General features: G+C 70.5%; 7 protein-coding genes. All 7 read right to left on the reverse strand.

Annotated elements, in window-relative coordinates; translation table 11 throughout:
* Nucleotides 1-2: 2 nt before the first annotated feature.
* Nucleotides 3-809 (reverse strand): HAD family hydrolase, encoded by an 807-nt coding sequence (locus OG338_RS17740; RefSeq protein ID WP_405938261.1) that lies wholly within the window; start codon nucleotides 807-809, stop codon nucleotides 3-5.
* A gap of 149 nt (nucleotides 810-958) precedes the next feature.
* The gene (locus OG338_RS17745) at nucleotides 959-1516 is read right to left on the reverse strand and encodes a hypothetical protein (RefSeq protein ID WP_405938262.1); all 558 of its coding nucleotides are present in this window, start codon (nucleotides 1514-1516) and stop codon (nucleotides 959-961) included.
* A 5-nt stretch (nucleotides 1517-1521) separates the two neighbouring features.
* Nucleotides 1522-7944, reverse strand: a complete 6423-nt coding sequence (locus OG338_RS17750; protein WP_405938263.1) for an RHS repeat-associated core domain-containing protein — start codon at nucleotides 7942-7944, stop codon at nucleotides 1522-1524.
* Nucleotides 7945-8097: 153 nt separating this feature from the next.
* Nucleotides 8098-11811, reverse strand: coding sequence for a LamG-like jellyroll fold domain-containing protein (locus OG338_RS17755; protein WP_405938264.1), 3714 nt, complete (start codon nucleotides 11809-11811; stop codon nucleotides 8098-8100).
* Nucleotides 11812-12269: 458 nt separating this feature from the next.
* Nucleotides 12270-12479, reverse strand: coding sequence for a DUF397 domain-containing protein (locus OG338_RS17760; RefSeq protein WP_405938265.1), 210 nt, complete (start codon nucleotides 12477-12479; stop codon nucleotides 12270-12272).
* A 23-nt stretch (nucleotides 12480-12502) separates the two neighbouring features.
* Nucleotides 12503-12712, reverse strand: coding sequence for a DUF397 domain-containing protein (locus OG338_RS17765; RefSeq protein ID WP_405938266.1), 210 nt, complete (start codon nucleotides 12710-12712; stop codon nucleotides 12503-12505).
* Nucleotides 12709-13539, reverse strand: coding sequence for a helix-turn-helix domain-containing protein (locus tag OG338_RS17770; protein ID WP_405938267.1), 831 nt, complete (start codon nucleotides 13537-13539; stop codon nucleotides 12709-12711). Before OG338_RS17770 ends, OG338_RS17765 begins: the two co-directional genes overlap by 4 nt.
* Between the last annotated feature and the right edge of the window lie 88 nt (nucleotides 13540-13627).

The following is a 13627-nucleotide window of genomic DNA, read 5'->3' on the forward strand; positions in this document are numbered from 1 at the left end:
CCTCAGCCGTAGAGCCGTTCCAGCACGACCGCTATCCCGTCCTCCTCGTTGGACAGCGTCACCTCGTCGGCGGCCGCGCGCAGCTCCGGGTGGGCGTTGCCCATGGCGACGCCGTAACCGCAGCTGCGGAACATCGGCAGGTCGTTGGGCATGTCCCCGAAGGCGATCGCGGTGCGCGGGTCGACGCCCAGCTCCTCGGCGGCGAGCGCGATCCCGGCGCCCTTGTCCATGCCGTACGGCTGGAGCTCGACGGTCCCGGGGCCGGAGTGCGTCACCGTGGCGAGGTCCCCGACGACCGCGCGGGCCTCGGCGGTCAGCGCCTCGTCGCTCAGCTCGGGGTGCCGGATGAGCACCTTGATCACGGGCTCGGCCCACAGCTCGTCCCGGTGCCGGGTGCGCTGCGCGGGCAGCGTGGCGTGCGGCAGCCGGTAGCCGGGCTCGACGAGCGTCCGCCCCTCGGCCCCGTCCTGGTCGACGGCCGCGAAGACCTGCCCCACCTGGGCCTCGATCTTCCCGAGCGCGGCCCCGGCCGCCTCCCGGTCGAGCGTGACGGCCCGCACGGTGCGCCGCGCCCCGGCGTCGTACACCTGCGTCCCCTGCCCGCAGACGGCCAGCCCCTCGTACCCGAGCCCGTCCAGCAGCTCCCGCACACCCGGCACGGGCCGCCCGGTCACGACGAGATGCCGCGCGCCCGCCGCGCGGGCCAGGGCGAGCGAGGCGCGGGTCCGGACGCTGACGGTGTCGTCGCCGCGCAGCAGGGTGCCGTCCAGGTCGGTGGCGACGAGGGCATATGCGGGTGGGATGAGCATGGCAACAAGCGTAGGCGCCCGCGCCCGGAGCCCGGCCGGAGTTGTGGCGGGGCGGGGGCGTGGTGGCCCCGGCCGGGACGGTCCCGCCCGTCACGCGGCGGTAATCGTTACAGGCCCCCGGCGGGCGAACCTGCCGGGGGCCTGCTGACTCAGCTGGACATTTGATGCGCGAGCCACCCCATGGCCGTTTCGGTGGCGATCAGTACGAGGGCCGCGCGCCAGGGCAGCGACCAGGATCTTCCGGGGCTGCCCGAACCCAGTTCGCCCGTGTGGCGGGCATAGGCGGCGGCCTGGTCGATCGTCGACCGGGCGCGGTCCGTCCGGCCCATGTCCAGCATCGAGGAGCTGAAGGCCCAGGCGTGCACCACGAAGTCACCGGTGCCCCTGATCTCCAGGCCCGACCTGCTACGCCTGGCATCCACGAAGGAGGTCCAGGGCATCCATGCGCGACCCAATGGGTTGATCACCCGGATTCCCTCGCCCCGGGTAAGGACCACCCGTGACCTGACGACCGCCGACCAGGCGACGGTGCACGCCAGGCCGGTGGCCACACCCAACCGGAGCACGGCCATGCCGTACGACACCCCGGGGTCCAGGTCGATGGTGATGACCGTCATCAGGTTGACCACATGGAGGGCGATGATCAGCACCACTCCGGCGGCCACGGACCCTTTGCGGCGCAACACCAGCACGTCATCGCTTTTCATTCGCCTCACCGCGTGCAGTAACTGGGGCTGAATCCGCCCACGCCGCATCCGACCAGCGCCATCTTGGCATTAGTCGACATGTTGACATAGGTGCGAGCGGCGTCGAACGCGCCCCCGGATGAGCGGGCGACCGCCGACGATGTGAAAGCTGCTCTCCACGTGCTTCCTGTTGCGCGGCCGAGTGCCCCGGCCGCGCCGAACCCGGCCAGTGTGAACAGGGCGTCCGTCGTCATCTGGGAATTCCACTGGCCGTTTCCGATGGCCTTCGCGTTGTTGGCCACGAAGACGGCGGCTCCTGCGGCCAGACACCATCCGGCGGAAGCGGCGACACACACGACGAAGGCGCCGACCTGAAGCATGCCCCGCCAGTGCTCCTTGGTGAAGTCGATCGCACCCATGACCGCGTTCACGTGGGCGTCGACGTAGGCATGGGCGTCGCTCTTCGCGTTGTCCCAGGCCGCGCTGAAGTTCCCCTTGAAGAGGTTGCCGAGGACGCCGTCCTTCTTCCGCTGCTCCGCCGCCTCCTTGTTGGCTTTCTCCGCCAGGGCCTTCTGCCGGGCGGCAGCGGCCTGGGTGGCGCGTTTACGGGCGGCCGAGTCGTCGATCAGGTAGTGCGTCGGGCTGGCCTGGTAGGCGGCGTAGCGCTTGCGGGACTCCTTGTCCTTCTTCGGGGTCTGCTTCCAGTTCCACTTTCCGCCCTCGTAGGTGTACCCGGCGTCCATGCCGCGGTCCTTGGCCCACTTGTTGTCGGCGGTGGTGCCGCCGTCGGTCGGGCCCAGGGGCCGGAGGCCGTCGGGGTCGGACATGGTGACCGGTGAGTTGTCGGCGTAGCTGTAGCCGTTCAGCGACTGCGGCTGCGTCACGTCGAGGACCGGGTCCACGCTGAGGAACTGCCCCGTGGAGGCGTCGTACTCGCGGGCCCCGATGTGGGTCAGACCGGTCGAGTCGTCGACCGGCTTGCCGAGGAACCCCTTGTCGGTGGGCCAGTCGCCGCCCGTCGTGGTACCGCGGTCCGCACCGAACGGGGCGCTGCGGCGCTTGACGACGGCCTGGGTGTCCGAGGCGATCGCCAGGGACTGGGTGCCGTGCTGGTCACCGGCGGTGAAGAACAGTTTCTCCTTGCCCGACTGGTTGGTGCGGAACGCCACCGTCATGGAGCCGGCCCCGTAGGAGCGCTCGGCCCAGGTGGTGCCGTCGGCCTTCAGATGGAGCTCGGTGGTGCCCGCGTACAGCACCCGGTCGCCGTTCTGGGTGGCGCGGATCAGCAGGGTGCCGTCGGCGGCGTACAGGTAGTCGGTGTCGGTGTCGCCCGCGCTGACCTTGCTGAGCCGGCCTTCGTCGGACCAGTCCAGCGTCTGCGTGCCGGTGCCCGTGGCCGCGGGCCGCCGGGTGGTGTTCCCGGTGGCGTCGTAGGCGTAGGACGCGCCCGTCAGGGTGCAGTCGGTGGTGCTGGTTCCGGTCAGGGTGTGGGGCTGGTCCGCGCCGTAGCAGTAGGCCGTCGTGGCCATGCCCGATGCGGTGTGCTCGACCTGCTTCGCCCGCTGGCCCGCCGCGTTGTAGCTCCAGCTGGTCCAGTACGGCGACGGGCCGCCGAGTGCCGTGGTGCCACGGTCGTCGGAGCACTTCTGCGAGGCCGGGGTCCACGCCTCGGTCAGGCGCCGGTGGCCGTCGTAGGCGAAGCACTGCGTCTCGGCGCTCTCCGAGCCCCCCAGGGTGGCGGGGTCGGCTATGGAGGTGACGTTGCCGGCGTCGTCGTAGCCGTAGGTCAGGTCCTGGAGCATGTACGCGTGCGTCTGGTCCGTGACATGGCTGCGCAGCAGGCGTCCGGTGCCCTCGTCCCAGGTCTGGGTGACGTACGCGTTCTTGGCGCCGGAGCCGCCGGTGCCAAGGGTGAGCTGCTGGACCTGGCCGGTCGCCGAGTAGTCGGTGGCGCGGACGTAGCCGCTCGCGCCGGTGACCGATTCGACGGCGCCGAGGTCGTCGTAGCCGTACTCGACGGTCTCGGCGGACAGCCCGCCCAGAGCGGGTTCGGTGTAGTTCTGCTGGGTGCCGTCGATGTTGTAGTACTTCTCGAACTCCAGCGTGCGCGGTGTCCCCGCGCCGACCAGGGGGTCGTCGGCGGGCAGCGTCAGGCTGGTGCCGGTCGGCCGGGACAGGCTGTCGTACGCGGTGACCTTCTGGGTGTAGGCGTCGCCGGTGCTGCCGCCGACGTAACGCACGGTGCTGTCGGCCATGCCCTTGAGCAGGCTGTCGTAGGTGTGCGCGGTCAGCTGGTGGGCGTCGGAGCGCGAGCCGCTGTACGTGGCGGTGACGCGGCCGAGTTCGTCGTAGTCCGTGAGGACCGCCTTGTCCCGGGCGTCGGTGACCTTCACCGGCTGGTCGAGCTCGTCGTAGACGGTGGTGCTGGTGCCGGCGTCCGGGTCATGCGTCGTGGTCTGGCGGCCGAACAGGTCGTAGGCGTAGGTCCATTCCGCGCCGTCCGGTCCCGTGATCGCCGTCTTCTTGTCGTCGAGCGAGAAGGCGTACTTCACCGGGGCGTATCCGGAGCCGGCGAGTCCGCCGCCGTACTCGATGTCGGTGGGGCTGGTGCCGGCGTACTCGCGGGTTTCCACGGTGCGGCCGCGCACATCGAAGATGTTCCGGGTCGCCGAGCCGCCGGCCACGGCCGAGGTGGCCGAGGAATCACCGGTGTAGCTCGTCGTGACGGTCCACTTCTCGGCGCCGTACACGTACAGCGATGTGGCGGTCGTGCGGCCCGCGCCGTCGTAGGAGGTCTGGGTCTGCCGCGGTGCCTCGCCGTAGTCGGCCCGTGTGTAGGTGCCGCTCGGGGCGGTGGTGCTGTCGTAGATGTTCGCGTACGTCTCGTATGCCTTGCCGCGCGAGTCGTAGCGGGTGTCGGTGAGAATCCGGCCGCCGCGCGGGGACGGCGTTTGGGTCTGGAGTTCGCGGAGCATCGAGTCGTACAGCTGGTAGCTGGTGTTGTACGTGGTGCCGTCGGCCTTCAGCGTCGACGTCGACACCCACGACGGCGCGGAGTTGTCCAGGTGGTAGGCGAACGTGGCGCTCGCGGCCTGGCCCGCGGCCTTGTTCCGGTTGGGCTGCCAGACGGCCGTCAGCCGGCCGAGCGCGTCGTAGGTGCTCTCGGTCTTCTTCAGGTTCGGGTCGTAGCTGCGCAGCGTGGTGCCGCGGCGCGGGTCGAGGAACGTCGCCGTGCGGAAGCCCTTGGCGTCCGTGGCGATGGTCTTCGTCAGCGGTCCGGCGCCGGCCGGGGTGTACGTCGTCGAGGACGTGTTCCCGTCCGCGTCGGTGCTGGACAGGGTGCGGCCGAGGGCGTCGAAGGTGTCACGGCTCAGGGTGGCCCAGGCGTTCGGGTCGCGGTCACCGTCGGGGTTCGCGCCCGCCGGGTAGCCGGCAGCGCGGCCGGTCCAGGTGGCGTCGCCCTTGGCGGGCTTCTGGCCGGCGTTCCACGCGGTGGCGTCGGCGTCGTCGTACACCGTCACGGTGTCCGAGAGCACGTCGCCGCGGGTCGCGCTGTTCGCCGGAAGGTCCAGGTCCTTGTCCGGGGTGGCGCAGGTCGCGGCGACGACACGGGTGCGCGAGACGGCGTCCAGCAGGTTCGCCGAGGTGTTGCGGGCGTACCAGGTGCGGGTGCACGTCTCATCGCCGGTTTTCGTGGTGTCGCCGCCGTCCTCCACAGTGCTGACCATGCCGTAGGAGTCGAACGTCTTGGTGGTGCTGGTGGACCGCCACTTCTCGGGAACCGTCAGATACGTGTAGGAGGTGGTCCTCACCGTGTCGACGAAGCGGGCCACCGCGTCGGGGGCGCCGGGCACGGTCTGCCGGGCGGTCTCCTTCGACCACGGGTCTTCGACGGTCGCCGTGATCGCGGTGTCACCGTCGTAGGTGACCTCTTCCCGCAGCCGGCCCTGGTACTGCTCGCTGTCCTTGACGGTCGCGGCGCCCAGGGCGGGCGAGGACAGCGGGGCGACGTTGACGGACTTGGTGGAGCCGTCCTTGTTCTTGTCGCCGTCCATGCCCTGGAGGTAGAGGGAGACCCGTTTGGTGCGCTTGCTGCCGGTGGCGCCGGAGTAGACGGTCACCTGGCGGTAGCCGCGCCAGTCCGACCAGGTGCGCTCGTCGGCCGGGGTGAACGGGGCGTCGCTGTGCCGCCAGGCGGCGCCGGCGTAGGAGTACGCGTTCTCGACCGGCTCGTTGCCGCCGGTCGGATCGGTGGTGACGACGGCCTCCACGCGGTACTTGTGGAACCAGTCGACGGACGCCTCGGTGGCGCCGTTGACGTTCCAGTACTGCGGGTAGCAGGGGCGGGTGTTGGTGTCCTCGGCGGCGCCGGCGACCTGGCTCGCCGTGCACTCGGGCGCGGAGAGCGTCACCGTGGTGATCGCGCCGGTCTCCGAGGTGATGGTGGAGACGCGCGGACGGGTCAGCGGCAGCACGTCGTCGGTGGCGTCCACCCGGTTGGGGCGCATCTGGTACGTGAAGGTCACCGGGTCCTGGGTGAGGGGGGTGCCTGCCTTGGCGGTCCGTCGCAGCGAGGTGAGCGTGAGCACCTGGTCGGAGCTGTCGCCGATGTCCCCGCCGTCGAGGTACTTCTGCTTCAGCGCCCAGGAGTCGACCGGGTCGAAAGCGGCCGAGGAGGCGTTCCAGGAGAAGGTGTCGATGCCGGTCAGACGCTTGCGGGTGAAGAAGGACGGCGCGGTGGCGTAGCAGTCGTCGGCGCCCTTCGCGCATATCGCGTCGAAGGGGACGTCGGGCCAGTTCTCGGCGGTGTCCTTGGTGAGGCTGGTGCAGTCCGACGCGGTGCAGCGTTCGGCGTGCGAGAAGGTGACCTTGGCGTCCGGCTTGTCGGTGAACAGGGCGCCGGCGCGCAGACCGTAGTCGATCTCCTTGAGGTAACCGCCGCGGACGTACGCCGCGTTGGCCGTGCTCGCGTTGTTCTTGGCGTAGTGGTTGGACTCCTTGGTGTACCAGTAGGTCACCGCGTTGCCGTGCGGGTCCTCGACGTAGTCGAGGTTCCAGCGCCACGCCTGGGCGACCGAGCGGTCCGCGAAGGCGCTGCCCTTGGAGTAGCCGGGCTCGCCGGAGTCGTCACCGAAGACCGGGACGGTCCAGGTGGAGTGGGTGCGCTGGTTGTCCGCGCCGTCGAGCTTGTCGAGGCCGAAGACGTACTTTGTTCCGTCGCCGGTGACGACGGTCCAGTACTCGCCGTCGTCGTCGCCGTTGTCGGCACCGGTGGAGCGGGTCACTTTGGAGGCGTCGTCGCCCGCGAGGTGCCAGTGGCCGGTGTCGTCGTCCTTGACGAGCTGCGTCGAGGAGCCGTTGAGCACCAGGGTCGCGTTGTCGTACTTCCAGCACTGGTCGTGGACGCCGCTGTGGCCGTCCTTGTCGCAGCTGCCGTAGGAGCGCTCGACGTAGGAGCCGGTGAGCGAGAAGCCCTCGCCGACGGTGGTGCCCTGGTTGTTGGTGCCGGCGGTCCGGCCGTCGATGCCTGCGGAGTCGTAGGACAGTGACAGTTCGGGGCTCGGGCCCGCCGCGGCGGGCGGCAGGTCGAAGTCGTGGGACCAGGTGAAGGCGCCGGAGCCGGCCCCCGCCTGCCACGAGGACGACTCGGCGAGCGGGGTCGCCGTGTAGTCACCGCTGCCGGTGGCCGCCCCGCCGCCGGACGCGGTTACGGCGAGCACGGTCGCGGAGGCGACCGCCTGGGTGGACACGCCCGCGTCGCCGGCGCCCAGCGGCACGGTCGCGGACAGGGTGTGCGCGGTGACGTCGTTGGCCGTCGCGAGGGGGGTCTGCTCGCGGCACTCGGCCTTCCGCGGGGTGGTGAGCGCGCAGGCGGGCAGTTGGACGAGGTGCAGCCGCCGGCCCCAGTCGCCGCCGACCGCGCCCGCGAACGAGCTGTAGTCGACGGAGAGTTCGGCACTTCCGGGGTTCTGCGCGGTGGCGGTCAGCAGTACGCCGGTCAGCCCGGCGCGGCGGACGGTCTTCTGGTCGAGGACCGCGACCGTCGCGGTTCCGGCGGCGGCCCGCGCGTTCTTCTTCCCGGTGGCCGGGGCGAGGCGTACGGGCAGCCCGCCCGGAGTGGCGGCGGCGTGCTTGCCGCGGGCGAGGGCGACGTCGCTCTCACCCGGCTTCGGCCACGAGGTCCTGCGTTCGGCGGTGGCGCGCTCGGCCCGTGTCGTGTCGGCGGCCTTTTCGGCGGCGACCCGCTTGCGGAGCTTCTTGGCGCCGGGGGACGCCTTGTGCACCTTGCTGACGTGTTGGTCCGGTACGCCGGGGCGGCCCAGTGCCTCCGCCGCCGCGGCGATCGGGGCCAGAGTCGTCGGGACGGCCACGGCCACGGCCAGGGCCGCGGCCAGCTGCCGGGGCCTCAGCAGACGTCTGCCGCGCGCTCCGAATGTGCCAAATCTCATGTGTCTTCCCTGCTCGATCCCCGGTGTGGGGGCGTGAAAGGGGGCTTCCGGGCCGCTGAGGGCAGGCCCGGGGCAGGGCCGGGCCGCCGGTGCTCCCGCACCGCCGCGCCCGGCCCTCGGAGGCCGCGCCGGACACATCCGGCGCGGCCCCGGTCAGTCGCCGACCGTCTCGTCGATCTGCGCGGACGAGGCCATCGCCCCGGCCCACAGCCGTACGTCGGCCAGGCTCGCGGGCAGGTAGTGCCCCCAGGAGCCGCTGTCGAATGCCTTGCCGAGAGCGAAGTCGCCGTGTCCGGTCTTCGCGGTGAACGGGGTGTCGGCGCCGTTCCGGTTGTGGCCCAGATACAGGCTGATGGTTGCGGCCTGGGCGTCGAACACACCGGTCAGACGGACCGGGCTGTCCAGCTCGGCGGTCGCGTCGGAGGTGACCGAGCTGAACGTGCCGTCGCCGTTGAGCCGCCCGAAGTGCCAGATGCCCACGGGCACCGTCTTCTCCTCGAACGTCTCCTCGTCGACGACGGTGTCCTTCCCGGTGACCTCGTACCAGAGGCCCCAGGCGGAGCCGTCCGAGCTGCGCTGGCCGAGGACCTGGCCGACGGTGCCGACCGGGCGGGCGGCCAGCGCGGCCCCGTCCAGGGAGACCGCCGTGGTCACTGTGAACGAACCGGTGTCGTCCACCAGCGGGCCGGCCGTCGTGGCCGCGCCGTCCGCGCCGTCCAGCACGATCGCGCCGTCCTGGAGCGAGGCACCACCGGCCAGGGCCAGGGTGTGCCCGTAGCCGGAGGCGGTGTCGGACACGGTGGTGCCGGTGCCGGACGCGGGGGCCCAGGCCGCCATCAGCTCGGCGCCGTTGAAGCCGTCGCTGGTGGCGAGCGCGGCGTCGTCGGCGATCTCGCCGTCGGTGAGGGCGCGCTGCCAGGCGCTGACCTCGTCGATGGAGCCGGGGAAGTAGTCGCAGTACGAACCGCGCCAGTAGGCCCGGCCGATCTCCAGCGGACCCGACGCCTGCCACGAGGGAGCCACCGTGTGCGTGCCCTGTAGCTTGCCGTTGACGTAGAGGCGGATCTGCTTGGCCTGCGAGTCGTAGGACGCCGCCAGATGCGTCCACACCCCGAACGCCGCGGGCTGCTTCGCGACGATCAACTGCTCGGTGAGATTCCCGTTCGTGTCGTCCGTGGGCGAGGTCCGCAGCGTCCAGGTGCCCTGCGACTCCATGTACGACAGGTAGAAGCCGCTGTAGAAGTCGCCGTCCTGGCCGAGCACCGTCCGGTTGCCGGTCGCACCCGCGTCGAGTCTGGCCCAGGCCGAAACGGTGTAGGAGGCGCGGGTGTCGACGACCGGGCCGTCGGTCACGGCGTACCCGGTGGAACCGTTCAGCGCCAGCCCCCGGTCGGTGACCGGGGCGTCGAGAGGTGCGCCGGAGGCGTCCCGGGTCAGTACGCCGCGGCGGCCCCGGTCGTCCCGGGTGGCGCCACCGGCCAGGGCGGCGTGGTGACGGGTCGAGCCGGCGGCGGTGCCGGAATCGGTGGCCGCGCCGTCCGACTCGGCGAAGTGCCAGCGGCCCACGGGTCCGTCACCGGCCGCCACGAGGAAGTCCAGCAGGCTCTGCGCGCCGGGGCCGGTGGAGTCCTTGGCCCGGACCGCGATCCGTTTCGTGCCGGCGGTGTCCGGGGTGACGGACACGGTGGCCTTGGTGCCGCTGCCCGTGCTCGTCCACTCGCCGTCCGGCTCCAGCCGGTACTCGTAGCCGGTGACGTCGGAGTCCGCGCTGTTCGGGTTGAAGGTGAAGGACGCCGTCTCGCCCGGACCGCCGTGCGGTGCGCAGGCGTCGGCGGTGCACTCGGTGTACGGCGAACCGATCGTCACCCGCGGTGCGTGCGGCCGTTCGGCGTCGACCTTGAAGTAACACCAGCCGGTCGTCGACCCGTTGGACGGGCCGGACAGGTAGCTGGAGCCGCCGTTGTAGTACGAGCGGACCCAGGCCCGGTAGCGGTAGAGGGTGCCGTCGGCCAGCGAGGGCCAGTTCATGTTGAGCGCCGTGTTGTCGCCCACGTACCCGGAGGAGGGGCGTAGGTCACCGTTGCCCGCAGGACTGTCCAGCCAGGTGCCGCCGGAGTCCTGCTGGTCGATGTCGAAGTAGACGCGCAACTGGGCACCGCTCTCACCACCGGAGGCGGTCTGTGCCGTGGCCATGAGGTTGGGCGTCGGGTCGGAGACGATCTGCGGATCGGCGGCGTTGGTCTCGCAGACCGGCTTGTTGCCGGCGTTCAGGCCGATCCCCGAGGGCTTGGCGGGCAGCCCGACGTAGTCGACGGCGAGTACGGCGTCGTTCTTGAAGCGCTTCCAGGCCGAGGTGTCCGACTCGTCGTGGGCGCGCAGCTCCAGAGTGAGCCGGGAGAACTTGCCCGCGGCGAAGTCCTTCACCGTGGGGGTCAGGTTCTCGTTGGTCTCCTCCGGGTTGTCGTTGAACTCGATGGGCGCGGAGGGCTGCGAGGGGCTGCACGCGGAGCCGCGCCCGGCCGACACGTACCGGTCAACCATCCAGTCCAGTTCCTTGGGCCGCGAGGACCAGGTCGTGGACGAGGAGATGTTGTTGGTCCGCACCAGGTCGACCCAGCGCGCGTCACAGGTGAACGACCAGGTCTCGGTGGCGCGGAAGGTGGCGTCCAGGACCTGCTTGCCCTTGAGGCCGGAGGGTGAGAACTCGAAGTACAGCTTCTGGGTGTACCCGCTCCCGCAGTAGTAGCCGCTCCAGGTCCCGCAGTGGCCTACCCCGACCCCCTGGCCGTCGGAGCCGTTGCCCCAGCCGTAGGACTCGTAACCGTCCGAGCGCAGCAGGGTGCGTTCCGACTCGCCCCAGGTGACGGTGGGGTCGATGTAGATCGGGTACTGGTCGGCGGCCGTGGCACGGACCAGGCCGCTGTCGGGCACCACCGACAGGGAGGAGTCCGTCACCTGGGTGTCCATCACCGCGACGTCGTCGTCGTGGGCCGGCTGCTGGGAGCGGTCGACGCCGCCTCCGTCGGAGGGGGCGTCCTCGGATGAGCCGCCCTCGGCCGGCGCGGACTTCGCGGCGGACTTCGCGGCGGCCACCGTGGGCGTGTTCCCGGCGGCACCCGCCGAGTTCCACATCTGGGCGCGTGGGGCGCGGAACAGCGTACGGCCCTGCTCGTCCACGGCCGCCAGGCTGCCGCCCGACTGCTTGCGGATGGTGAGCCCGGTGGCCTTCAGCGCGTAGTCGATCTTCTTGAGCTCCGGATCGGCCGCGGCCTCCGGCGTCTTGACGACCAGCACCTGGCGGTAGCCCTCCACCGTGGCGGTCATCCGCAGGTCGACGTCCGGGAGGACATCGGCGTACAGGGCGGTGGCACCGTCCAGCGTCGGCGCGGGCAGCTTGCCCGGCCAGCCGAGGCTCAGCGAACGTCCCTGGTCGGCGATGCGCACCAGGGCGGAGCCGCCGCCGCCGCCGGAGAACGCCATGTCCACCGCGGCGGCCTTCGGTGCCACCGAGCCGTCCGGGCGGCGCTCCAGGGTGTCGTCCGGCTGCTGCCAGCCGCCGCCCTCCTTGGGGACCCGCACCGGAACCGCCGAGTCCACCAAGTGGAAGGAATAACCGTCAGGGTTCGCGTACGTCGTCTCGTACGGCGTGCGCCGGCCGACGAGCTCCACCCGCTGTCCGGTTTCCTCGGCCTGGGCCAGGGCCTTCTGAGCCTCCGTCCGTGCCGTGGGCTCGGCGGCGGCCGATGGCGTCACCAGTCCCTGGCTCTGCACTCCCACGGTGATCGCCGTGGCGAGCAGCGCCGTAGCGAAGCGTCTGCCGTCCCATCGCCTGTGACCGCGTCGTGCGCGCGGCACGTGCCACCTCATTGTTCCCACCCCGGACTCACATCTTCTTCACACTGACCCGTGCACTAAATCCGCAGGTCAAGGTGATGGCAAGCAGTCCATATGCGGGGCAAACCGGAAGATTTCCTTGTGAGTGGGATCGCGCCGGACGCGGCGCCGCGGGGCCGGGGCGAGGCGGAGTGGCGGAGGGGGTGCGGCGGTCAGCGTCGGCCAAATCGCACGGCATGTGGTGGGGTTGGCCGGCGCTGCCCGAGAGCTGATGTGCCGTCATTTGCTACGTCGGCTCCGCGTTGCGGACGCAACGGGTTGTAACGAAAACGAGACCGGCCTGTACGGCGTGCGGTGGCCGCGCTCCGCCCTGGAGGGCGGCTATGTCATGCCGTGGGCGGGATTTGATGGCTGCGCCTGATTTACGCCTGCGACGCAGGAAATCAACGATGCGGGGCGGGTGGGGCGTCCCCACCCGCCCGGTCCTCGGCTCAGGCCGGTCCGAACCCGCCCTGCCTGACGCCCGCGACGAAGGCGGCGAACGCGTCGGCATGGAGCCGCATGGTGGGCCCGTCCGGGACCTTGGTGTCCCGGACGGGGATGGTGCCGGTGGTGGCGACGAGGTTGGTGGCGACCGCGACGCAGTCGCCGCCGTTGTTGCTGTACGAGGACGTGTACCAGCGGGGGGATTCGGTCGCCACGGGGCTTCCCTTCGTAGGGTGGATCAGAGGGTGTTGAACCCGCCGTCCTTGATGCCCGTCACGAAGGCCGCGTACACGTCGGCGTGGAGACCGAGGGCGGGGCCGGTGGGGTTCTTGGTGTCCCGGACGGGGATGGTGCCGGTGGTGGCGGCGAGGTTGGTGGCGACCGCGACGCACTGGCCGCCGTTCTCGCTGTACGACGAGGTGTACCAACGGGGGGATTCGGTCGTCACAGGGTGCCCTTTCGTAACTTGCTGATCATGGCCACGGACGCGGCGCGTTGCAGCGATTCGGCCTGAAGTTGATGGTAGTCCGTCAGGATGGGCACCACGGAGTCGTTGTCGCGCTCAAGGTGGCCGCGATTTGCTGACTCCGCGTACGAGATGAGCGATCGGTCCGGCATCGTGAGCACCGTTACCGGCAGCGTCATCGGGCGGCGAACACCGATGCTGAACGGTGCCACCTGGAGAACAGTGTTCGGCAGCTCGGAGAACTCGATCAGGCGCTGGAACTGTGCGTCCATGAGGGCGCTGCTCCCGATCGGCCTGAGCAGGCAGCTTTCGTCAAGCACCACGACAATCAGCGGTGCTGGCGTTCGCTCTAGGGTGGCCTGGCGCTGGGCGATCAGGGAGATCCGTTCGTCCGCATGCTCACGGGTCGCGACGCCTCGCTTCACGGTGCTGTCGTTGAGGGCGGATGCGTACTCATGCGTCTGCAACAGTCCAGGTATCACGCCGACCTCGTAGAGCCGGATCTCCACTGCGCGCGCCTCGTGGTCCACGTACTCCGGAAACCCTTCGAGCAGCGATCGATGCTGCGCGGAACGGCACGCCCGCCTGAGTTGGTCCCCGGTTCCCAGCGCCCTGTCAGAACTTGCCGCAAACCGTTGAGTTGATGCCCTGCGACCAGTTTCTACGGCGGAAATATGCGCCCCCGAACAGCCCGCCCGGGAGCCGAGTTCGTCCTGGGTCCAGCCGCGCTCCTCTCGTAACCTGCGAAGCAGTGCCCCGAAGGCCGCGCGGGGGGACTGCTCGGGGTCGAGTTCCTTCCGGTTCACCATCGGCTGTCCAACTTGTCTGTCAGTTTCCGTAAGTTGATGACATGCCGACTCTAAGCCACGCTGAGTCCGCTTGGTAGTGGAACGACTA

The organism is Streptomyces sp. NBC_00726 (assembly GCF_045161735.1).
Lineage (GTDB): Bacteria > Actinomycetota > Actinomycetes > Streptomycetales > Streptomycetaceae > Streptomyces.

What these genes read in the sequence shown, in the direction of transcription:
- OG338_RS17740 (WP_405938261.1), bottom strand. Translation starts at nt 809, where the DNA reads ATGCTCATCCCACCCGCATATGCCCTCGTCGCCACCGACCTGGACGGC.
- OG338_RS17745 (WP_405938262.1), bottom strand. Translation starts at nt 1,516, where the DNA reads ATGAAAAGCGATGACGTGCTGGTGTTGCGCCGCAAAGGGTCCGTGGCC.
- OG338_RS17750 (WP_405938263.1), bottom strand. Translation starts at nt 7,944, where the DNA reads ATGAGATTTGGCACATTCGGAGCGCGCGGCAGACGTCTGCTGAGGCCC.
- OG338_RS17755 (WP_405938264.1), bottom strand. Translation starts at nt 11,811, where the DNA reads ATGAGGTGGCACGTGCCGCGCGCACGACGCGGTCACAGGCGATGGGAC.
- OG338_RS17770 (WP_405938267.1), bottom strand. Translation starts at nt 13,539, where the DNA reads ATGGTGAACCGGAAGGAACTCGACCCCGAGCAGTCCCCCCGCGCGGCC.